General features: G+C 71.6%; 15 protein-coding genes and 3 pseudogenes. 10 read left to right on the forward strand and 8 right to left on the reverse strand.

Annotated features, from left to right (window positions below; translation table 11 throughout):
• Window positions 1-230: 230 nt before the first annotated feature.
• From GA0115240_RS27275 to GA0115240_RS27280, 3 genes and pseudogenes are all read right to left on the reverse strand, one after another.
• Window positions 231-1,109, reverse strand: a complete 879-nt coding sequence (locus GA0115240_RS27275; RefSeq protein ID WP_218087442.1) for a right-handed parallel beta-helix repeat-containing protein — start codon at window positions 1,107-1,109, stop codon at window positions 231-233.
• A 195-nt stretch (window positions 1,110-1,304) separates the two neighbouring features.
• Window positions 1,305-1,760, reverse strand: a pseudogene (locus GA0115240_RS37280) (carbohydrate binding domain-containing protein); the annotation flags it as partial.
• Window positions 1,761-1,931: 171 nt separating this feature from the next.
• Window positions 1,932-2,570, reverse strand: a complete 639-nt coding sequence (locus tag GA0115240_RS27280) for a ScbR family autoregulator-binding transcription factor (protein ID WP_176725182.1) — start codon at window positions 2,568-2,570, stop codon at window positions 1,932-1,934.
• 123 nt (window positions 2,571-2,693) lie between these two features.
• Between GA0115240_RS27280 and GA0115240_RS27285 the strand changes: the two genes are divergently transcribed.
• Together GA0115240_RS27285 and GA0115240_RS27290 are read left to right on the forward strand one after the other, a co-directional pair.
• Window positions 2,694-3,623 (forward strand): ScbA/BarX family gamma-butyrolactone biosynthesis protein, encoded by a 930-nt coding sequence (locus GA0115240_RS27285; RefSeq protein ID WP_093740678.1) that lies wholly within the window; start codon window positions 2,694-2,696, stop codon window positions 3,621-3,623.
• Window positions 3,624-3,843: 220 nt separating this feature from the next.
• Window positions 3,844-4,536 carry an HAD family hydrolase gene (locus tag GA0115240_RS27290; RefSeq protein WP_093740680.1) on the forward strand — a complete coding sequence of 231 codons (693 nt, stop codon included), beginning with the start codon at window positions 3,844-3,846 and terminating at the stop codon, window positions 4,534-4,536.
• A 111-nt stretch (window positions 4,537-4,647) separates the two neighbouring features.
• Here the strand turns inward: GA0115240_RS27290 and dhaL are convergent, their stop codons facing one another.
• From dhaL to GA0115240_RS38670, 3 genes are all read right to left on the reverse strand, one after another.
• On the reverse strand, window positions 4,648-5,370 hold the full coding sequence (dhaL, locus tag GA0115240_RS27295) for a dihydroxyacetone kinase subunit DhaL (protein ID WP_093740682.1): 723 nt from the start codon (window positions 5,368-5,370) through the stop codon (window positions 4,648-4,650).
• Between the two features lie 66 nt (window positions 5,371-5,436).
• On the reverse strand, window positions 5,437-6,480 hold the full coding sequence (locus GA0115240_RS27300; protein WP_093740684.1) for a dihydroxyacetone kinase subunit DhaK: 1,044 nt from the start codon (window positions 6,478-6,480) through the stop codon (window positions 5,437-5,439).
• Between the two features lie 184 nt (window positions 6,481-6,664).
• A complete protein-coding gene (locus tag GA0115240_RS38670; RefSeq protein WP_256070003.1) occupies window positions 6,665-7,105 on the reverse strand; it encodes an Asp23/Gls24 family envelope stress response protein in 441 nt (146 codons plus the stop codon).
• Between the two features lie 199 nt (window positions 7,106-7,304).
• Between GA0115240_RS38670 and GA0115240_RS27310 the strand changes: the two genes are divergently transcribed.
• The 3 genes from GA0115240_RS27310 (at window position 7,305) to GA0115240_RS27320 (ending at window position 9,826) form a co-directional block, all read left to right on the forward strand.
• Window positions 7,305-8,570, forward strand: a complete 1,266-nt coding sequence (locus GA0115240_RS27310) for a DUF4032 domain-containing protein (RefSeq protein WP_093740686.1) — start codon at window positions 7,305-7,307, stop codon at window positions 8,568-8,570.
• A gap of 153 nt (window positions 8,571-8,723) precedes the next feature.
• Window positions 8,724-9,584, forward strand: coding sequence for a helix-turn-helix domain-containing protein (locus tag GA0115240_RS27315; RefSeq protein WP_256070004.1), 861 nt, complete (start codon window positions 8,724-8,726; stop codon window positions 9,582-9,584).
• Window positions 9,581-9,826 (forward strand): DUF397 domain-containing protein, encoded by a 246-nt coding sequence (locus tag GA0115240_RS27320; RefSeq protein WP_093740690.1) that lies wholly within the window; start codon window positions 9,581-9,583, stop codon window positions 9,824-9,826. The genes GA0115240_RS27315 and GA0115240_RS27320 overlap by 4 nt, the downstream gene beginning before the upstream one ends.
• 54 nt (window positions 9,827-9,880) lie before the next feature.
• Here GA0115240_RS27320 and GA0115240_RS27325 read toward each other — a convergent pair whose 3' ends face one another.
• Together GA0115240_RS27325 and GA0115240_RS27330 are read right to left on the reverse strand one after the other, a co-directional pair.
• Entirely contained in the window at window positions 9,881-10,942 is a 1,062-nt protein-coding gene (locus tag GA0115240_RS27325) for an aldo/keto reductase (protein WP_093740692.1), read from the reverse strand.
• A gap of 241 nt (window positions 10,943-11,183) precedes the next feature.
• Window positions 11,184-14,627, reverse strand: coding sequence for a glycoside hydrolase family 3 C-terminal domain-containing protein (locus GA0115240_RS27330; protein ID WP_161302494.1), 3,444 nt, complete (start codon window positions 14,625-14,627; stop codon window positions 11,184-11,186).
• A gap of 268 nt (window positions 14,628-14,895) precedes the next feature.
• Between GA0115240_RS27330 and GA0115240_RS27335 the strand changes: the two genes are divergently transcribed.
• From GA0115240_RS27335 to GA0115240_RS27350, 5 genes and pseudogenes are all read left to right on the forward strand, one after another.
• Window positions 14,896-15,615 (forward strand): type 1 glutamine amidotransferase, encoded by a 720-nt coding sequence (locus GA0115240_RS27335; RefSeq protein WP_093740696.1) that lies wholly within the window; start codon window positions 14,896-14,898, stop codon window positions 15,613-15,615.
• Window positions 15,616-16,140: 525 nt separating this feature from the next.
• Window positions 16,141-16,524: pseudogene (locus GA0115240_RS38675) on the forward strand (glycoside hydrolase family 75 protein); the annotation flags it as partial.
• Window positions 16,525-16,590: 66 nt separating this feature from the next.
• Window positions 16,591-16,989, forward strand: a pseudogene (locus tag GA0115240_RS38680) (ricin-type beta-trefoil lectin domain protein); the annotation flags it as partial.
• Between the two features lie 236 nt (window positions 16,990-17,225).
• Window positions 17,226-19,115: a M1 family aminopeptidase gene (locus GA0115240_RS27345; RefSeq protein ID WP_093740698.1), complete on the forward strand. Its 1,890-nt coding sequence runs from the start codon at window positions 17,226-17,228 to the stop codon at window positions 19,113-19,115.
• A gap of 270 nt (window positions 19,116-19,385) precedes the next feature.
• Window positions 19,386-20,480, forward strand: a 1,095-nt coding sequence (locus GA0115240_RS27350) for an AAA family ATPase (protein ID WP_161302496.1), incomplete at its 3' end; no start/stop codon positions are given.

The following is a 20,480-nucleotide window of genomic DNA, read 5'->3' on the forward strand; positions in this document are numbered from 1 at the left end:
CTCGATGTCCCCCATGGGGGTGACACGGTTGCGCTGCGGCCTGCGGGCCTCCACGGCTGTCCCCTTTCCGTGCCGCCCGACCTGCGGCGGCCTACACCCCACGGTAGTCCGGGGCGACGCGGGCCGCGCGGGCCGGCGGCAGGGGGCCGGCCCCCGTGACCGGCGCCGATCGGCGGCCGGCCGCACGGGCCCGGGGGTCGGCCGCGGTCCGGACCGGCTCAACGACCGGCTCAATCGGCCAGCGGTACGCCCGGGTTGGTGAGGGCGGTGCCGCCGGTCACCGTGTTGTCGCCGGTGATGGTCACCGGGCAGCTGCCGACCGCGTAGTTGGTGACGTCGATGGCGTAGGAGGGGCTGATGGACGCGCCGGTCAGGTCGCTCGAGTTGTGGCGGAAGACCGTGCCGCAGCCCCAGCCGTCGATGACGGTGTGCGTCTGGAAGCCGTCCTTGAGGGTGTGGACGCCCCGGTTGTTCTCGATGGTGTAGTCGTTGCCTTTGACGTCGATCCACGAGTCGTCGTAGTTGACGTCGGTCAGGCCGTTGCCGTCGAAGGTGTTGCCGGACACCAGGCCGCCGGTGGTGCCTTCCTTGAGGTCGATGTTCTCGGCGCCGATGTCGGGCCCGATGGTGTTGTTCAGGATCTGCACGTCGTCGCTCTGGTCGGTGAGCGTGTTGGCGGTGCCGACGTAGACGCCCTCGCCCTTGCCGTCGTGGGCGGTGCCGGTGTCGTGCACGGTGGAGTTCTCCAGCACGCCGTACTGGCTGGAGTTGCGGAAGTGGATGCCTTCCATGGTGGTGTCGTAGACGGTGACGGAGTCCAGCACCACATGGTTCGCGGTGTCGAGCATGATGGCCTTCTGGGCGTGGGTGACGGTGATGCCCTTGACCGTCCAGTACGAGGCGCCGTTGAGGTAGAGGCCGTAGCCGCCGCCGGTGGAGGTGGTCAGTACCGCGCGGGCGGAGCCGGTGAGCGTGATGCGGCTCTGGGCGGTGCCGGCGACGGTGGTCTTGAAGTTGCCGGTGTAGGTGCCGTCCGCGAGCTGGATGGTCTGGCCGGGGGTGACTGCGGCCAGGGCGTCCTTCAGCTGGGCGCCGGTGCTGACCGCGATGACCGAGCCGCCACCGGTGGGCGGCGCGGTGGGCGAGGTCGGCGGGGGCGTGGTCGGCGGCGGGGTGGGGGTCGTCGGGGTCGCGGTGGGCGTGCCCGTTCCCCCGGTGGAGCCGCCGGTGGTACCGGAGCCGCCCGGGCCGCTGAGCACCACGTCGTCGGCGCCGTAGGTCCCCTGCCCGTACCAGCCGTGCGTGAAGACGGTCACCGCGGTGGTGGTCGCGCCGGTGGTGAAGGTCGTGCTGAGCGGCGCCCACTCCGGCGCGCTGGGCGTCCAGGTGCTGGCGTTGACGCCGGTACCGGTGGCGCCGAGGTAGACGTAGGTGCCGCGCACATACGCGCTGAGCGTGTACGTGGTACCGGGCTGTACGGACACGGTCTGGCCGCACTGGGCGTAGTCGCCGGCCGAGGCGGCGCCCTTCAGCGCCTGACTGCCGCTGTGCACCGGGGAGTTGACGGCCGAGTCGAGCGGTGAGCAGGTCCAGCCGGTGAGGCCGGCTTCGAAGGTGCCGTTGGTGAGCAGGTCGGCGGCGGAGGTGGTGACGGCGGCCGAGGCCGCGGCGGCCTGGTGGCTGAGCAGCGCGGCGGCGCTCAGGGCGGCAGCCGCGCTGAGGGCGAGAGCGGCGCGGACGGGTGTGCGCATGGCGGGCATCCTCGCTGGGCGTGGGGGGACGCGGAGCTGCCCCCAGATTGGACTGGACCAAAGGCCCCGCCGTCAAGAGCCAGCCCGCCCAGGGCCCGCCCAGGAGCAGCCCGGGACCAGCCCACGACCAGCCCGGCGTCCGGCGCGCGCCAGCTCCGGCTCCGGCTCCGGGCCGTCCCGTCAGCGGGCCGCCGGCACCGACGCCGCGTGCACCCGGTCCAGCAGCGCCGCCGGATCCGGCACCGCCTGGAGCGCCAGCAGCAGCATCAGCCACAGGTCGTGCAGCCGCTCCTCGATGCGGTCGCGCCCCTCCAGCGCGTCGGAGACGGTGTGCAGGCCGAAGAAGGCGTAGACGATGCCCAGTGCGGCCTTCTCCGGCACCACCGCCTCGGCCAGCGCGCCCTGTCCCCGGGCCTCCTGCAGCAGCGCCGTGACCGCGTCGATCCAGCCGACGAACGGCGTGGGCAGCTGCTCGTCGATGGCCTTGCGCTCCATCCACAGCCGCGATCCGGCCCGGACCACCACGTCGTCCCGGAAGGCGCGCGCGACGGTGAAGCTGAGCTGGACCAGCTTCTCCAGGGCAGGCCCGGGCGCCGCCCGGAGCCGGGCGATCAGCTCCGGCCAGGTCGCGAAGTGCTCCTCGACCACGGCCAGCGCCAGTTTCTCCTTGCTGGCGAAATGAAAGTAGATCGCCCCGCTGGTCCGGCCCGACAGCGCGCTGATGTCGCTGATGCTGGTGCCGGCATAACCGCGTTCGTCGAACAATCGCGCCGCGGTCTCCAGGAGAAACCTTCGGGTCGCCGTCGCACGTACCTGCACGCTCACTCCGAATGCCCACAACGTAACCAACGGCACGCAATGTACCGCTCCCCGTAACATCCGGGAAGCATTCCAGCACACAATCCGCGTGCGCATTCGCAGGGCGTGAGTTCTTCTTATGATATGAATACTTCGGACGAAGAAGTCACGGAGCACGGACAGGATCATGGACTCAGCTGGTCCCGCACGGTCGCCCGGGAGATGGTCCACCGCCGATCGGTCGCCGAGGTCCTGCTGACCGACGTACGCCGGGACCGGGGCGGGGGATTCGAGGCGGCCGCCAGCTGGCCCCGGTCGCACCCGACCTTCCCGCACGACGGCACCGACCTGCACAGCCCGCTCATCCTGGTGGAGACGCTCCGCCAGTTGGGGATCTACATACCCCTGCGGTACTTCGACGTCCCCTCGGCGTCCCGCCTGCTCATCACCGATCTGCAGTTCGCGCTGATGCCGGACAAGGAACCGCGCATCGGCTGCGGCTGCTCCGAGATCACCTGCCGGATCGCGGTCAGCGACATCCGCACCGGCTCCGACGGGCGCACCAGCGGCCTGCGGCTGCACGTCACGTACCTCGCCGGCGGCGTCCCCTTCGCGCACGCCGGCGGCGGCGCCCGCTTCCTCACCTCGACCCGCTACGCCGATGTGCGCGCCGACCGTCTCACCGGGAGCCGCCCCCCGCCCACCGCCGAGGGACGGCCCGCCCCGATGCGGCTGGCGGTCACCGACTGGCGCGATGTGGTGATCACACGGAAGGCGGACGCCCTGGAGGTGGAGCCGGCCGACCCGTACCACCCGTTCTTCTTCGACCACGCCACCGACCACGTACCCGGGATGGTGCTCCTGGAGGCCGCCCGGCAGGCCGCGGCCGAGGCGAGCGACGGCGTGTTGCTGCGCCCTACATCAGGACATTTGTTCGCCGTCCGCTTCACCGAATTCGCGCCGCCCGCCCGCGTCGAATGCGTCCCGCACCACCTCACCTGCGTCTTTCGAATCCGACAGGGCGCGGAATGCAGCACATACGGGGTGCTCGGATACGGCCGACACGCCCGGTGACACTTCGGGGTTACTTGACCACCCAGCGTCCGGGTTCATAACGTAACGATCGATATGTTCTTGGTGGTCAACCCGGAACAAGCCGCCTTTTCCAGGGCTGTTCCGCGGCTGTCCACCAAGAGCCCGAGCCTGCCGGATCCACCGGCGCGCCGGCTCGATCGCCGTCGAAATGCGGCGCCCACACCGGCGCTTTCAGGCATTCCAGAACGGACCCTCAACGATGGCTTCTCATCGCATCCTTTCCTGGACCCCCGCGGCGATCGTCTTCGACTGCGACGGCACCCTCATGGACACCGAGCGCCACTGGATCGACGCCCGCGAGCTCACCATGACCGACTTCGGTATCACTCCCGGCGCGGACTTCGCGGAGCGGACCAAGGGCCTGCACTACACCCAGTGCGGGCAGCTGATGGCCGACGAAGCCGGCCGTCCGGAGCTCGGCGGGGAACTCACCGCCGGCCTGCTCGGCCACTTCCGCACCCTGGTGGCCAAGAACCCGCAGACCATGCCGGGCGCCCGCGAGATGGTGACGACGGCGGCCAAGTTCGCCCCGCTCGCGGTCGCCAGCAACTGCCCGCGGGACGTGGTGGAGACCTGCCTGCGCACGGCGGACCTGATCGACTGCTTCGACCACATCGTCGTCCCCGACGACGGCAACCGCCCCAAGCCCCATCCGGACGTCTACCTCACCGCGGCCCGCTACTGCGGCGCCGCGCCGGACGACACCCTCGCGGTGGAGGACTCCAGCTGCGGGGTGGAGGCAGCCTCGCGGGCGGGGCTGCGCATCCTGGGCGTCGGCCCCTGGCCGGGCGAGGCGGTCGCCGCCTCGGTCGACCTGTGGATCGCCTCGCTCGCCCAGCCGGCGATCTTCGACTGGGTGAGCAAGCGGGTCTCGCACCAGCTGTCGGCGTGAATCCGGCCGACGGTGTGACCTCCCGGCTGCCGGTGTGAACCGGAGACAGCCACCGCCGGGCGCCTGGCGATCCCAACCCGCCAGGCGCCCGGCTCCACCGGGCCGCTCCGGTCAGGCGCCGCGCTCCACCGCGACGCTCTCCGGCAGCGGCTCGGGTCCGCGCAGCATAGGCGCCAGCTCGGTCACGGTCCGCTCGGCGGCCGAGAAGAGCAGCCCTATCCCCACCGCGCCCGGGTCCGGCACTCCGGCCGCCCGGTCGCCGACGTAGCTGGCCCGCCCGCTGCGGGCGGTCAGCCGGGCGGTGTTGGCCACTCCCTCCCAGGCGGCCCGGGCCGCGTGGGACAGGGCCTCGACCGGATCGGCCGACGACGGATACGAGGCCAGCGCCGTACAGGCCGGCACGAGCGCGTCGACCAGGGTCTTGTCGCCGACCGCGGCCTCCCCGACGCGCTGTATCGCCGACAGCCCGTTGCCGATACCGGTCGCCAGCGAGCCCACGAACAGACCGTTGTGCGAGGCCGCGACCGCGACCGCCATCTCCTGGAAGAGCAGGCCGAACAACGGCCCGCTGGTCCCGCCGACCTCGTCGAGGAAGGCCGCCGCGGCGGCCTCCAGCGGCCCGGCCGCACTCGCCGCGCCCGACTCGTCGAGTTCGCCGAGCAGCCGTACCGCGGCCTGGAGTCCGGCGACCAGGTTGGCGCCGAAGTCGCCGTCGCCCACCTGCTGGTCGAGAGCGCTCAGTTCTGCTTCGGTGGCCGCGGCGGAGGCGGCGTACCTGCGTATCCAGCCGTCGGTGAATCCCTCGGTGAACGCGGCTTCGGATCGTATGGCCATGGTGCGTCTCCCGTCGTTGCCGGCGTGTCAGGAGCGGGCCGCGGATGTCGCGGCCCGGCTGGCGTGTCAGGGGCGGGCGTTCGTGGGTTGCAACGCTCCGACCGCGTTCTCCCGGGGCCAGGCCGCCGTGTGGGCCGGCGCGTCGAAATACGTGAGCGTGGCCGGGTCGGCCAGCATCAGGGTGAGGGAGAAGCCGCGCATGTCGAGGGCGGTGACGAAGTCGCCGACCAGCGTGCGTACGGTGTCCGCGCCGCGCTCGTCGAGCAGCCGCGTCACCTCGTTGAGTACCGCGTACAACTCCATCCGGGTGATCGCGCCCAGGCCGTTGACCAGCACCAGGACCTGCGCGCCGCGGCTGAGGCCGAGCGAGCCGTCCAGCGCGGTCACCATGTCCGCGGCCAGCTCGCGCAGCGGCCGGCCGCCGCCGAGGGTGCGGCGGGCGCGTTCGCCGTGGATGCCGACGCCGTACTCGATGTCGCCGGCCGCCAGGTCGAAGGCGGGCAGGCCGGTCGGCGGGGCGGTGTGGGCGGCCGAGGCCACCGCGAGGCTGCGGGAGCGCGCCACCAGCTCGGTGCCGAGAGCGGTCAGATCCGCCAGGCCCATCCCGGTGTCCGCGGCCGCGCCCAGGATCTTCTCGACCAGCACCGTCGCCCCCGTGCCGCGACGGCCGGTCATCACCTCCGCCGACTCCGAGGCCAGGTCGTCGTCGATCAGGACCCGCGCGCACGGAATGTCGTCGCGGGCGAGCCGCTCGGCCGCGATCCCGAAGTTGATCTTGTCGCCGGTGTAGTTCTTCACCAGGTGCAGCACCCCTTCCTCGCGGGCCACCGCCCGTGAGGCCGCGAAGATCGCGTGGTTGTGCGGCGAGGCGAAGATACGACCGGGGCACGCGGCGTCCAGCATCCCGGCGCCGACGTAGCCGATGTGCAGGGGCTCGTGCCCGGAACCGCCGCCGGACACCAGCCCGACCCGGCGGGACGGGGCGGTGTGCAGAGAGCGGACGTAGCCGTTCGGCTCGTCCCACTCCACCATCCCGGCGTGCGCGCGGGCGAAACCGGCCAGCGCGTCAACGACCAGGTCGTCGATCGCGTTCGCGAAGTAGAGGCCCATAAGCGGTGCGCCACCTTTCCGGAGAACGGCGGGCGGTCTCCTGTCACCCCATGCTGAGGCGTGGCGCCGCGCCCGGCAACTCGCCGCCACGACCGGTGACACTATGTGGTATAAGCCCACCGGCCGAACGGTCGGACCCTCCCACCCGCGCGGACGGCCCCGCGCGGGGACACTGCTGACGTCGTCACTGGACCCTGGCGTTCTCGGTGTCCTCGTCCGTGTCGTCACCGGGAACATGCACGTCACGCACGTTGACGTTGATCTCCACCACGTCCAGGCCGGTCATCCGCTCCACGGCGGTGGCGACCTCGTTGCGGATCTCGGCGGCGGTGTCGGATATCTCCGCCCCGTAGACCACCACGATGTCGAGGTCCACGGCGGCCTGCTTCTCGCCGACCTCCACCTTCACACCGCGGGTGGGATCGATGGTGCCGCGCGAGACCCGGTCGCGCATCGCCCCGACGGCACGGGTCGCGCCGCCGCCCATCGCGTGCACGCCGTCGACCTCACGCGTGGCGATGCCGGCGATCGTGGCCACCACCGAATCCGCGATGGTGGTCTTGCCCTGGACGTCCTTCTTCCTGGTGGACACGGATGATGCGGTCACGTTCTCGGTGTTCGCCACGGGATACCCCTTCGCAGAGACATTCACGGCGCGATGGGCGCCGACCCCCCTCCATTCACTGTGGCGCCGGTCCCCCACCGCCGCATCTTCTCCACCGGACCGGGCCCTGGGAAGCCCGCGTTGACCTGCATAGACTCCCGGTTGACCGCGGTGTCGCCGGGACACCGGCCACCGCACGACGAGAGAGCTGAGGCGTGCCGTGCCACTGCAGATCAGGGCCTTCGACGCGGACCATCCCACCGATCTCCTCGACCTGGAATGGCACCTACCGCTCGACCAGTGGCCCGACACCTCGCTGGTCGCGCTGCCGCGCGGCATCTCCCGGCACGTGGTGCGCTTCGCCCGGGCCGGCGACGAGGTGGTGGCGGTCAAAGAGGTCAGCGAGTGGGCGGCGGTGCGCGAGTACGGGCTGCTGCGCGACCTGGACCGGCTCGCGATACCCGCGGTCGACCCGATCGCGGTGGTCACCGGTCGGGCGGCCGCCGACGGCACCCCGCTGGAGCCGGCGCTGATCACCCGGCACCTCAACGGATCGCTCCCGTACCGCTCGATGTTCGAGACCACGATGCGGCCGGGCACGGTGAACCGGCTGCTGGACGCGCTCGCCGTGCTGCTGGTGCGGCTGCACCTGGTCGGCTTCGCCTGGGGCGACTGCTCGCTGTCCAACACCCTCTTCCGCCGGGACGCCGGCGCGTACGCCGCCTACCTGGTGGACGCCGAGACCGGCGAGATCCGGCCGAAACTCAGCGACGGGCAGCGCGACTACGACATCGAACTCGCCATGGTCAACATCGCCGGCGAGCTGATGGACCTGGAGGCCGGCGGCTCGCTGCACCCGTCCGTCGACCCGGTCACCTTCGGCGAGGCGATCGTGGCCCGCTACGCCGATCTGTGGCGCGAACTGACCCACGAGTCGGTCTACCCGGCCAGCAAGCGCCACTACATCGACCGCCGCATCCGCCGGCTGAACAACCTCGGCTTCGACGTCGCCGAGATGCAGATCCAGCGCTCCCCGGCCGGCGACACCGTCACCTTCCTGCCGAAGGTGGTGGACGCCGGCCACCACCAGCGCCAACTCCTGCGCCTGACCGGCCTGGACACCGAGGAGAACCAGGCCCGCAGCCTGCTCAACGACCTGGAGCAGTGGATGGCCACCCAGGACGACTACGCCCCCGGCGACCCGCTCGGCGCCCGCCCCGAGGTCCTCGCCCACCGCTGGGTCCGCGACGTCTTCCGCCCCGCCGTCCGCTCGGTCCCCCGCGACGAGATCCGCGGCCGCATGGACCCCGCCCAGCTCTACCACGAGCTCCTCGAACACCGCTGGTACCTCTCCGAGCGCGCCCAGCGCGACGTCGGCCTGGAGGCCACCGTGGCCAGCTACATCGCCGATGTCCTCCCCCACGTCCCGGACCCGGCCGCCCCGCCGACCCTGCCGGAGGAGGAAGCCGCAGAGGCGGACGCCTGACGCCTGACGGCGGCTCGGTCAAGCTCGGGAGTGTGTACGGTGGGTGAGCGTACGTGGGCGGAGGGTGGACGGTACCGTTGGGGGGCTGGGAGCATGGGGGGCGTGATCGTGCTGGTGGCGGGTGGGCGGGAGGTGGCCGGGGTGGCTGAGGACGTGGGCGGGGCGGCGGGTGGCGGGGGCTCGGGAGGCTCGGGAGGTGAGCCGGAGAGCTCGGACAGTTTGCGGACGTTCGGGGCGGTGGTGCAGGCGCTGCGGGAGCACGCGGGGTACGGGCGGGAGGAGTTCGGGGAGCTGGTGCGGTTCTCCAAACACACGGTCGCCTCGATCGAGGTGGGACGGCGGATGCCGGACGAGGACTTCGTCGAGCGGGCGGAGTCGGCGCTGGGCAACACGGGTGCGTTGCGCAAGGCGGTCAAGCACATCGCCCGGCAGCCGGGGTTGGCGGCGTGGTTCCGGCAGTGGGCCCGGCTGGAGGGGCTGGCGATCAGCCTGTGCACATACGACTGCCGGGTGGTCCCTGGGCTGTTGCAGACCGAAGCGTACGCACGCGCTATGTCGTTGAGCGTTCCGCCGCTGGCGGGTGAGGCGGTACTACAGGAGCGTGTCGCTGCCCGGATCGCCCGGCAGGACCTGCTGTCGACCGACCGCGAGCCGCCGTGCGCCTTCAGCTTCATCCTGGAACAGGCGGTGTTGGAGCGGCACACCGGCGGCGAGGAGGTCACGCGAGATCTCTTCGACCACCTGCTCGACCTGAGCGCGCGACACTGGAACATCGAGTTCCAGCTGGTGCCGCTGCGGCAGCCCGATCACGCGGGTTTGGACGGGCCGATCGCGCTGCTGGAGACCCCCGAAAACCGCTGGTTCGGGTACTCCGAGGGGCAGAAGAACGGCCGGTTCATCTCCGACCCGAAAGAGATCAGCGTCCTCCAGCAGCGGTATGCAAAACTGCGCTCACAGGCCCTCACCCCCGATGACTCCCGGGGCCTGCTGGAGCGACTGCGAGGAGCGCTATGAGCACCCCCGAACTGGCCTGGTTCAAGAGCAGCTACAGCGGCTCAGAGGGCGACAACTGCATCGAGGTGGCAGTCACCTGGCACAAATCGAGTTACAGCAGCGGCAGTCAGGGTGACTGCGTCGAGGTCGCCGCCTGCCCCGAGGTGGTCCACGTCCGCGACTCCAAGGACAAGGAAGGCCCGCAGCTCGCCTTCTCCCCCACCGAGTGGGCCGAGTTCCTCGCGTACGCGCGCCAACTCTGAGCCGGACGGGGCGGTATCCCCGCCGGGATACCGCCCCCGCAGCGAAGGGTGCCGTCAGCCGCGGCTGTACGGCTCGGACGAGACGCCGTTGATCGTGGTGCCGCCCTGCTGCCAGGGGACCGCTGTCTCAGTGACGAAGGCGGCCGGGAAGTCGAGCTGCGGCGCGGTGAGTTCGGCGAGTTCGGCCAGCTGCTCGTCGGGAATGGTGACATCCAGGGACGCCAGGTTGTCGTCGAGCTGCTTGACCGTGCGGACGCCGATGATGGTGGAGGTGACCTCCGCCCGGGACCGCACCCAGGCCAGCGCCACCGCGGCGACGGAGGCGTTCAGGTCGTCGGCGATGCGCTGCAGGACGTCGAGCAGCGTGAAGGTCTTCTCGGTGAGATGCGCGGCGGCCCACTGGGCGCGGCCGGAGCCCTCGGGGGCGGAGTTGCTCCGCGAGTACTTGCCGGACAGCACGCCGCTGGCCAGCGGACTCCAGGGGGTGACGCCGATGCCGAATTCGCGGGCGACACCGAAGAGTTCGCCTTCGACGGTGCGCTGGAGCAGCGAGTACTCGACCTGGATCGCGGCCACAGGCGCCCAGCCGCGGAATTCGGCGATGGTGCCGGCCCGGGCGACCTCCCAGGCGTGGGTGTCGGACAGCCCGATGTAGCGGATCTTGCCCGCGCGCACCAGGTCGTTCAGGGTCGCCATGGTCTCTTCGATCGGTGTGTGGCGGTCGAAGTTGTGCTGCCAGTAGAGGTCGATGTAGTCGGTGCCCAGGCGGCGCAGTGACTCCTCGACCTGTTGCATGATCGCTTTACGTCCGGCCCCGCCGCCGTTGGGGTCGCCGGGGTACATGTTCCCGCCGAATTTCGTGGCCAGGACGAGGCGGTCCCGCACGCCGGGATGCTGGGCGAGATAACTGCCCAGCGTTTCCTCGGATTTTCCGGCGTTGTATCCATTGGCACTGTCGAGGAAATTGCCGCCCCGTTCCCGGTAGCGGTCGATGATGCGGTGGGAGGTTTCGGTGTCGGCGCCCCAGCTGGCGTCGCCGAATGTCATCGCCCCCAGGGTGAGCGGGCTGACCCGCAGGCCCGTGCGGCCCAGGGTGCGGTAGGAGTCGAGTCCCAATGCTTTCTGCCTTCCTCCGTCGACCGGATCGACCGGTCCTTCGAAAACCTACCCCCGATGTCCGCCCGCACCGGTGGAGGCGAACCCGCGGCGCGCCATCAGGCGGACGGCGTGCATTCCTTCGCCGCAATCCTTCGCAATCCGCCGCGGCGGCTGAAGACACGAGGGCGCCCGCTGCCGCACTCCGACGAAGGAGTGCGGCAGCGGGCGCCGGTGGTTCAGCGGCGGAGCGGCGCGGCGCTCAGCCGACCGAGATGGCGAAGACGTGGATCCCGTCGTCGTTGGGCAGGGTCACGGTGGCCACGGTCTTCGCCGGGTCGAGCGCGCCCCCGGTCGTGTAGAGGCTGACCGCGTGGTCGCCCAGCGTGTCGGTCGGCGGGCGGTTCCAGTTGGCGGTGGTGACCGCCAACTGGCTGTTGCCGCTGGCCTTGTTGCTGTACCAGTCGGGGAAGTCCACCGGGACGGCCGCCGTGCTGCCGTCGGTGTAGGTGACGGTCACGGTGGCCGAGTGGGCCGAGCTGATACCGGTGCCGAGCAGGCCGAGGCGCGCGCCCTGGCCCGGGACCCGGATGACCTGGCCGGCCGCCGAGATGTTGTCCGGCTGGCCGGGCTGGGTGTTCGGCCAGGCGTACGGCAGGCCGTTCGCGGTGACGGTGGCGCCGGGGGTGTAGCCGACCGCCGCCAGCTGGGTGGCCGACAGGCTGTAGCCGCCCGGGTCCAGCTTGCCGGTGGTCGGGTCGCTGTCGGCGCTGATGCCGGCGTTGTTGAAGGCCGCCGCCGGATCCGCGTACGGCACGGTGGTGGTGGCGTCCGCGGTCCGGGTCTGGCGGCCGTTCAGCTCGAAGGCGGCCTTGCCGGTGAGCGTGGCCGGCCCGGCTGCCGCGCTCGAGGGCGCCCGAACGGTCCAGGTGGCGCCGACCGAGGAGTGCGGCCGGACGCTGCGGACCGAGGTCCGGCTGCCCGCGGCGGGCTCGGCGGTCCAGCCGGTCGGCAGCGCCAGGCCGAGCTTGAGGTCCCGGACCGTGGAGTCACCGGTGTTGGTGAAGGTCTGCCGCACCGTCTGGGTGCTGCCGGCGTTGGTCTGGGCCGGCGCGGTCACGGCGACGTACTGGGTGCCGATCGTCTTGCGCACCGTCACCGTGCCGGTCAGCGCGGTGTCGGCGGACGACTGGCCGACGTAGACCGGGTAGCGGCCGTCCAGCACCGTCCAGTCGTGTGCGCTGCTGTCCCAGATCCGCAGCGCGTCGGAGTCCAGGGTGAGCCGGACGGTCTTGGTCTGGCCGGGCTTGAGCTGCACCTTGGCGAAGGTCTTCAGCGCCTTCGGCGGCTCGCCGGAGCCCTTGGGGTAGCCGAGGTAGACCTGCACCACGTCGGAGCCGGTGCGGTGGCCGGTGTTGGTGACGTCGACCGAGAGCTGCACGGGCGAGGTGCCGCGGCTGGTCGCCTGCACGGTGCCCCCGCTGATCCGCAGGTGGGACTGCCGGAAACTGGTGTACGACAGGCCGTAGCCGAACGGGAAGAGCGGCGTCTGGTTCTCCTGGTCGTACCAGCGGTAGCCGACTTCCAGGCCCTCGCTGTAGTCGTAGACGCCGTTGACGGCCGGGTAGCGGCCGGGGGCGGCGGCGGTGGCGGTCTGGGTGTCGGTCATCGGGAAGCTGACCGGCAGCCGGCCGCCCGGTTCGGCGTCGCCGGTGAGCAGCGCGGCCAGCGCGTTGCCGTCCTCCTGGCCCGGGTACCACATGTCCAGGACCGCGGGGACGTCGGAAAGCCACGGCATCAGTACCGGGGCGCCGGCCCGCAGCACCACGATCGTGCGCGGGTTGGCGGCGGCGACGGCCCGGATCAGGTCGTCCTCGTTGCCGGGCAGCGCCAGCGTCGTCCGGTCCGAGCCCTCGCTGGAGGAGTCGCCGACCACGACGATCGCCGCGTCGGCCTTGGCCGCGGCGGCCGTTGCCGCCGCGATGGTCGGGTCGGGCAGGCCCGGGGCGGACCAGCCGGCCGTGACGGAGGCGTTCTGTGCGTTGTCGTAGTACTCGATCCGCAGGGAGTGCGGCTCGCCCGCGGTCAGCTGGACCGGCGCGCTCTTGACCGTCGAGGAGCCGTGGTCGCTCCAGTTGTCGGCGATCAGCTTGTCGTCGAGGTAGATCCGGCTGCCGTCGTCACTGGTCGCGGAGAAGGTGTACGCGGCGGTGGCGGGCGCGGTCAGGGTGCCGGTCCAGCGGACCGAGAAGCCGTCCACCGGGATGCTGGGGTCGGGGGAGCCGAGCACCCAGTCGAAGTCGACATTCGGGTCGTCGCGGGTCAGCGCGGGCGTCCCGGTGAGGGTCTTGTTGGCGAAGTACTCGCCCTTCAGCCCGCTGAGCGCGGATGCCGGGATGGCGGGGAAGCCGCTGCCCTGGCCGGCCTTCACCGAGGTGATGTCCACCCCGCTGCCCAGCCGGGCCTGCAGGCCGGAGACCGGGTCGATCTTCTTGTACGGGGTGACGGCCGAGCTGCCGCCGCCACCGGTGATCGCGGTGTCGGCGTTCGGGCCGATGACCGCGAGCGAGGTCAGCTTCTTGGTGTCCAGCGGAAGGGTGGCACCGCTGTTCTTCAGCAGCACGCTGCCGTCCTCGGCGGCGGTGCGGGCGAACGCGCTGTCCTTCTCGTAGTCGGCGGCGGGCGCCGGCTTCGGGTCGAACAGGCCGGTGCGGAACTCCAGCCGCAGGATGCGGCGGGCCGCGTCGTCCAGCACGGACTGCGGGACCTGGCCGGCCGCCACCGCGGCGGGCAGCTGCTGGAAGTAGGTCGTGCCGCTGAACTCCTGGTCCAGGCCGGCCAGCGCGGACGCGACCGTGCTGTGGTTGGCGGGGTAGTCGGTGTCGATGACACCGTCGTACTTCCAGGTGTCGATCAGGATGTCCCGCAGGATCTGCGCGTTCTCACAGGCGTAGGTGCCGTTGACCTTGTTGTACGCGCACATCACGGACCAGACCTTGCCGTCCTTGACCGCCTTCTCGAAGGCCGGCAGGTAGATCTCGTGCAGGGTCCGCTCGTCGATGTTGGAGCTGGAGGTCATCCGGGCGTTTTCCTGGTTGTTGCCCGCGTAGTGCTTGACCTGGGCGGCGACGCCCTGGGCCTGGATGCCCTGGATCTCGGAGGCGCTGATGTCCCCGGCGAGCGCCGGGTCCTCGCCGAGCGTCTCGAAGTCGCGGCCGCCCAGCGGGGTACGCACGATGTTGACCATCGGGCCGTAAATGGCCTGGTAGCCGCGGGACTTGGCCTCGGTGCCCATGACCGTGCCGTAGCCCTTGGCCAGGCTGGTGTCGAAGGAGGCGGCCAGCGAGACGGGGGACGGGAGCGCCGTTTCCGGCTGGCCGTCGCGGACGCCGCCGGGGCCGTCGGTGAACTGCATACCGGGGATGCCGAGCCGGTCCACGCCGGGTATGTAGCCGGTGGCGTGCGATCCGGCGGGGACCCCCACCGCCGTCATGAGAGTGGCCTTCTCGGTGTTGGTCATCTGCCGGAGCAGCAGATCGACCCGTTTCTCCAGCGGGAGGTGGGAGTCGAGCCAAGGCTGTGCGACAGCGGCGGAATCGTTTCCGGCGGCGGTCCGGTCAGCGGTTCCGGCTACCGCCGGAATGGCCAGTGGTACGGCCAGGGCGGCAGCGGCCGCGGCCGCGAGCGCCAGGCGAGCCATGCGCATACGTTGTCTCCAAAAGGGCGTCATTGCCTGCGGGTTCAGGAGGTGAACGCAAACGACAGGCAGTCTGCGCTTGCCCCAAGGAAGCGTCAAGGACATGAACGCTTATCCCCTTTGTGAACGGGGGTGGGGTGATCCGGGGCCGCGAAGCGCCGGCGCCGGCGGGGCCGTGGCCCACCCGCGTGGTCCCACCCGCCTGGTTCCGGACGCGTGGCCCCGGACGCGTGGCCCCGGACGCGTCCGGTGCGCCCGTCGGGGGGAGACTGGCCGGATGAGTGAGAGCAACGCGACCGTGCTGGTCGTGCAGCACACCGAACGCGGCGGCCCGGGCCGGTGGGAGGAGTGGCTCGGGGAGGCCGGGGTGCGGCTGGAGGTGGTACGGGCCTTCGAAGGGGCCCCGGTGCCGGCGGAATTGGCGCGGGACGGGCTGATGGTGCTGGGCGGCGGCTACCTGCCGGACGACGACGAGCGGGCCCCCTGGCTGGCGCCCACCCGGGCGCTGGTGGGGCAGGCGCTGGAACGCGGTACGCCGGTGTTCGGCATCTGCCTCGGCGGGCAGATGCTCGCGCAGGTCGGCGGGGGTGAGGTGCGGGGGGCCTACGGGTCGCCGGAATTCGGCAGTACGCCGCTGCGGCTGCGGGCCGCGGCGGCGCAGGACCCGCTCTTCCGGGGCCTGCCCGAGCGGCCCACCGCCATCGAGAACCACGTCGACCGGATCGTCCGCCTGCCGGCCGGCGCGCACTGGCTCGTGGAGAGCGACGCGTGCGCGTATCAGGCCTTCCGGCTGGGTGACAGCGCGTGGGGCGTGCAGTTCCATCCCGAGTCGAGCGCGGAGCGCATCCCGCACTGGGACGAGGAGCGGCTGGCGCGGCACGGCGTCGACCGCGAGACCTTGCACCAGGCCGCCCTCGACGCCGAGCCCGCCGCGATCGCGGTCTGGCGCCGCGTGGCGCACCGCTTCGCCGCGCGGGTGCGGCACGGGGCGCCGTAGCTTTCCGGGGCCGGCCCGGGGTGGTTGCGGCTTGCTCTCGATCTGCCGGTTGCCGCCGGTTGCGCGCGCAGTTCCCCGCGCCCCCGATAGGTCCCGCCCGGCGCCAACCCGCGCCCCGGACGCGCGGGGCGCAACCCCCCTTGGCGTACCAGCTATTGACAGGTATCTGTCAGTAAGGTTACCTGTCAAACCGGTTACCACCCCACCCCCCACCTTCGTTCGGAAGATCCGAAGATCGGAAGAGGTGACCCATGACACGTAAACGCTTCCGCCTGGGCCTGGCCGCCCTCGGCGTCGCCGCGGCCACGCTGACCGCCGCCGTCAGCGTCGGCGCGTCCGTCTCGGACGCGGTCGGCACCGCCGCCCGGCCCGCGGCCGCCGCCCGCGGGCCCCACCGCCTCGCAGTTGCTCACCAAGGCGGCGAACTGTACGCCCGCCTCCAACGGGAAATACGCCACCGACGAGGGCGAAGCGGCCACCGTTCAGATCTGCAAGAACGGTTCCGCGTACACCTGGACGTCCGACATGGACATCGACTGCGACGGGATCACCACCGCCCACTGCAGCAACTCCACCGACCCGTCGTACTTCGACGAGACCTCCTTCCAGACCTCCACCGGGCAGTTCTTCACCTCCGACGTCACGCACTACTACGTCATCCCGCTGCCCAGCAGCCGCTTCAACTACCAGTCGGCGGGGATCTCCCCCGGCAGCGTGGCGGCCGTGGTCTACAACAACAAGGTGGTCTACGCGGTCTTCGCCGACGAGGGCCCCGACGACATCATCGGCGAGGGCTCCTACTCGCTGGCGACCGCGCTCGGCATCGACCCGAATCCGGCGACCGGCGGCACCGAGGGCCCGGTCACGTTCATCGTCTTCCCCGGCAAGGTGCCCAACCCGGTGGAGAACAACACCACGATCGACTCGGTCGGTTCCTCGGCCGCCACCACCTGGGTCGGCAGCACCACCACCCCGCCGCCGCCCACCGGCGGCGCCGGGCCCATCCACTCCGGCTACGCCAACAAGTGCGTGGACATCGCGGGCGCCAGCAGCGCCAACGGCGCGGCCGTGCAGCTCTACGACTGCAACGGCACCACCGCGCAGAACTGGACCGTGGGCAGCAACGGCACGCTGCAGGCGCTGGGCAAGTGCATGGACGTGACGGCGGCCGGCACGGCCAACGGCACGAAGGTGGACCTGTACGACTGCAACGGCACCGGTTCGCAGGTGTGGCAGAAGTCGGGCAGCACGCTGGTCAACCCGCAGTCCGGCAAGTGCCTGGACGCCACCGGGCCCAGCTCCGCCAACGGCACCCGGCTGCAGATCTGGACCTGCGCCGGAGCCACCAACCAGCAGTGGACACTGCCGTCTTGACGGCCGGCGCCCGCCTGTGAGCAGTTGACGGCAGGCGGTCGACCTCAGGCAGCGGCCCGGCGCCCGGCGGAGCGACTTCCGCCGGGCGCCGGGCCTTGACCGTCCCGCTTCTCCGATCGCCCGACCCCGTAGGGAAATCCCTACAGCTCGCCGCTCCCCCTTAACGCCGCCGCCGAGGGCCTCCACACTCCTGTCGCGTCTGGTCAATCATCCTTCCCCCCACCCCAGAGGATTCGATGCGCAACAGACTTCTCACCCTCATCGGCGCCGCGGGCACGGCCGGCCTTCTGGTGACGGCCGCCGTCTCCGGGGTCGCGCAGGCCCGAACCGGGGCCCAGGCCCCCGCCGCCTGCACCTCGACCCAGGTGGTCGCCAACGGCGGCTTCGAAAGCGGCACTTCCCCCTGGACCGCCTCCAGCGGCGTGATCACCACCGGCGGCGGCCAGGCCGCCCACGGCGGCACCCAGTTCGCCTGGCTCGACGGCTACGGCTCGACCCACACCGACACCCTGTCGCAGTCCGTGACCATCCCGGCGGGCTGCGGCACGGCGACCCTGTCGGTCTGGCTGCACATCGACACCGCCGAGACCACCACCTCGACGGCCTACGACAAGCTCACCGCCAAGCTGGGCGGCACCACACTGGCCACCTACTCCAACCTGAACGCGGCCAGCGGCTACGTCCAACGCACCTTCGACGTCTCCTCGTTCATCGGGCAGACCGCGAGCCTGGCCTTCAGCGGCACCGAGGACTCCGGGCAGCAGACCAGCTTCGTCATCGACGACGTCGCCCTCAACGTGTCCGGCAGCGGTCCCACCGACCCGCCGACCACTCCCCCGACGACACCGCCCACCACGCCGCCCGCCGACTCGACCCGGACGCCCGCCACACCCGCCTACACCGTCAACCTGGCCAGTGACGCCTCCGGCTTCACCTGGACGGGCCACGAGAGCGTGTCCTTCTCCAACGCCTCGGCCTCGCCGCTCGCTGACGTCTATCTGCGGCTGTGGGACAACTACCACGGCAGCTGCCCGACCACGCCGATCACCGTCACCAACGTGACCGGCGGCACGGCGGGCGCGCTCACCGTGGGCTGCACGGCGCTGCACATCACCCTGCCCACCGCCCTCAACCAGGGGCAGAGCGGCACCATCGGCTTCGATCTGTCGATCACCGCGCCCAGCGGCGCCGACCGGTTCGGGCACGACGGCGCCTTCGCCTTCCTCGGCAACGCCCTGCCGGTGCTGGCGATCCGGGACGGCTCGGGCTGGCACCTGGACCCGTACACCAACAACGGTGAGGCCTTCTACTCGCTGGCCGCGGACTTCGACGTGACCCTCGACCACCCGACGAGCCTGCTGGTGCCCGCCACAGGCACCTCGGTCGACACTCCCGGCACCAGCGGCCGTACGGTCACCAAGGCGACCGCCCGCAAGGTGCGCGACTTCGCCTGGGGGGCGGGCGCCTTCAGCAAGGTCTCCGGCACCTCGCCGGGCGGGGTGAAGGTGAACGTCTACGCGGTCAGCGGCATCAGCGCGGCCAACTCCCAGTCCATGCTGACCACGTCGGAGAACGCCATCGACGCGCACGCGCAGCGTTTCGGCGCCTATCCGTACACCGAGGTGGACGCGGTGCTGGACAACAACTTCTGGTTCGGCGGGATGGAGTACCCCGGCTTCGTGCTGGACCTGGTGGACAGCAACGCGCTGACCCACGAGCTCGGCCACCAGTGGTGGTACGGCATCGTGGGCGACGACGAGTACAACAGCCCTTGGCTGGACGAGGCGTTCACCGACTACTCCACCGATCTGGCCGAGGGCAAGACCGGTTCGGGGTGCTGGAACAGCGTTTCGTGGGCGTCGTCCTCGGAGAAGATCACCAATTCGATGGCGTACTGGGACGCCCACTCGTCCCGCTACTCCACCGTCGTGTACGGCTACGGCAAGTGCGCGCTGCACGACCTGCAACGGCTCATCGGCGACACCGCGATGACCAAGCTGCTGCACGACTACGCGGCAGCGCACTGGTACGGGGTGTCCACCACCGCGGAGTTCAAGGCGGCGGCGCAGGCCGCGACCACGACCGACCTGACGTCCTTCTGGAGCACGCACCGCATCGACGGCTGACCGCCGCCGGACGGCCTGCCGCACGCGTCACGTACGCCTCACGCACGCCCGCACCGCATGCCTCGCCGGTCCGGGGCGGCCGCACCTCGCACCACCACGTCGCACCGCCCCGCCCCGGACCGTCTCGCCCCATGCGCCCCGCCCGGAACCGGCCCCACGCTTCCGGGCGGGGTGCCCTCTTGCGCACAGCTGGTTGACAGGTTCACGATCGGCCCGGGGCGGGTCCACCGGCCGGTCCCTTCGGTCATGGGGTCCACACCCGGGGGGTCCATGCGAGGCAGCCCGTATCCGCAGGGCCGTACCACCGACCGCGAGGCACTGCTCGCCGCCGCCGGACAGGCGCTCACCGCGGGCACCAGTGTGCTGCTCCTCGGCGAGGCCGGCATCGGACGGTCGACGTTCCTCGACCGGCTCACGGCCGAACAGGCCGCCGCCGGACGGCGGATCCTGCGCAGCCGCCCGGCGCCGGACGAGCGGCGCCTGCCCCACCTCGGCCTGATCGACCTGCTCGCCGACGTGAGCGACGCCTTCCTGGCCGGACCGGCCGGCCTCGCCGCGCCCGAACAGGAGCTGCTGCGCACCGCGTTGCACCGCCGGACGGCCCCCGACCTCCTCGCCCTCGGCAGCCCCGACGCCCAACTCAGCCTGCACCTGGCGGTATTGAAGACCCTCACCGCGCTGGGCGCCGACACCCCCGTCCTGATCACCGTCGACGACGCCCGCTGGCTCGACCCGCCCACCGCCGGCGCCCTGGCCTTCGCGGCCCGCCGCGCCCGCCGGCTCCCGCTGACCGTCCTCGCCACCGGGCGGATCCCGGACAACGGCGAACTCGGCTCCGTAGAGGCCCTGTTACCCGAACCGGCGCTCCGGCTCGCCATTCCGCCGATGAGCGAGCGGGAAACAACCGCGCTGCTCGGCGCCGCCGAACTCCCCTCCTGGCCGCACCCGTTGCCCGCCCGGATCGCCCAGACGGCCGCAGGCAACCCGTATGTCGCACTAGAACTCGCCCGCGCCCTCGCCGCGGCCGGGCATCCGCCGGGGCGGCCCGATCCCGGTGGCCCGCTACCGGTGCCGGCCGGCGTACGGGCCCTGCTGCTGGACCGGCTGGCGCCGCTGTCCGCCCGCGCCCGCCGGACCCTGCTCGCCGCCGGGGCCGCCGACCGCCCCACCGTACGGCTGCTGCGCCGGGCCGGATGCGAGCACGCGCCCGAGGACCTGGCCGAGGCGGTCGCCCTGGGCATCCTGGAAGCACCCGGGCCCGGGCCGCTGCGGTTCAGCCAGCCGCTGATGCCGCGGGTGGTGTACGAGGCAGCCACCGCGGCCGGGCGGCGCCGGGCGCACGCGGCGCTGGCGGAAGCCGCCGAG

Origin of the sequence: Streptomyces sp. DvalAA-14 (genome assembly GCF_900091855.1) — a bacterium.
Lineage (GTDB): Bacteria > Actinomycetota > Actinomycetes > Streptomycetales > Streptomycetaceae > Actinacidiphila.

Coding starts and splice junctions, on each gene's coding strand:
- GA0115240_RS27345 (WP_093740698.1), top strand. CDS start 17,226: ATGCGCAACAGACTTCTCACCCTCATCGGCGCCGCGGGCACGGCCGGC.
- GA0115240_RS27300 (WP_093740684.1), bottom strand. CDS start 6,480: ATGGGCCTCTACTTCGCGAACGCGATCGACGACCTGGTCGTTGACGCG.
- GA0115240_RS27290 (WP_093740680.1), top strand. CDS start 3,844: ATGGCTTCTCATCGCATCCTTTCCTGGACCCCCGCGGCGATCGTCTTC.
- GA0115240_RS27335 (WP_093740696.1), top strand. CDS start 14,896: ATGAGTGAGAGCAACGCGACCGTGCTGGTCGTGCAGCACACCGAACGC.
- dhaL (WP_093740682.1), bottom strand. CDS start 5,370: ATGGCCATACGATCCGAAGCCGCGTTCACCGAGGGATTCACCGACGGC.
- GA0115240_RS27330 (WP_161302494.1), bottom strand. CDS start 14,627: ATGCGCATGGCTCGCCTGGCGCTCGCGGCCGCGGCCGCTGCCGCCCTG.
- GA0115240_RS27285 (WP_093740678.1), top strand. CDS start 2,694: ATGAATACTTCGGACGAAGAAGTCACGGAGCACGGACAGGATCATGGA.
- GA0115240_RS27320 (WP_093740690.1), top strand. CDS start 9,581: ATGAGCACCCCCGAACTGGCCTGGTTCAAGAGCAGCTACAGCGGCTCA.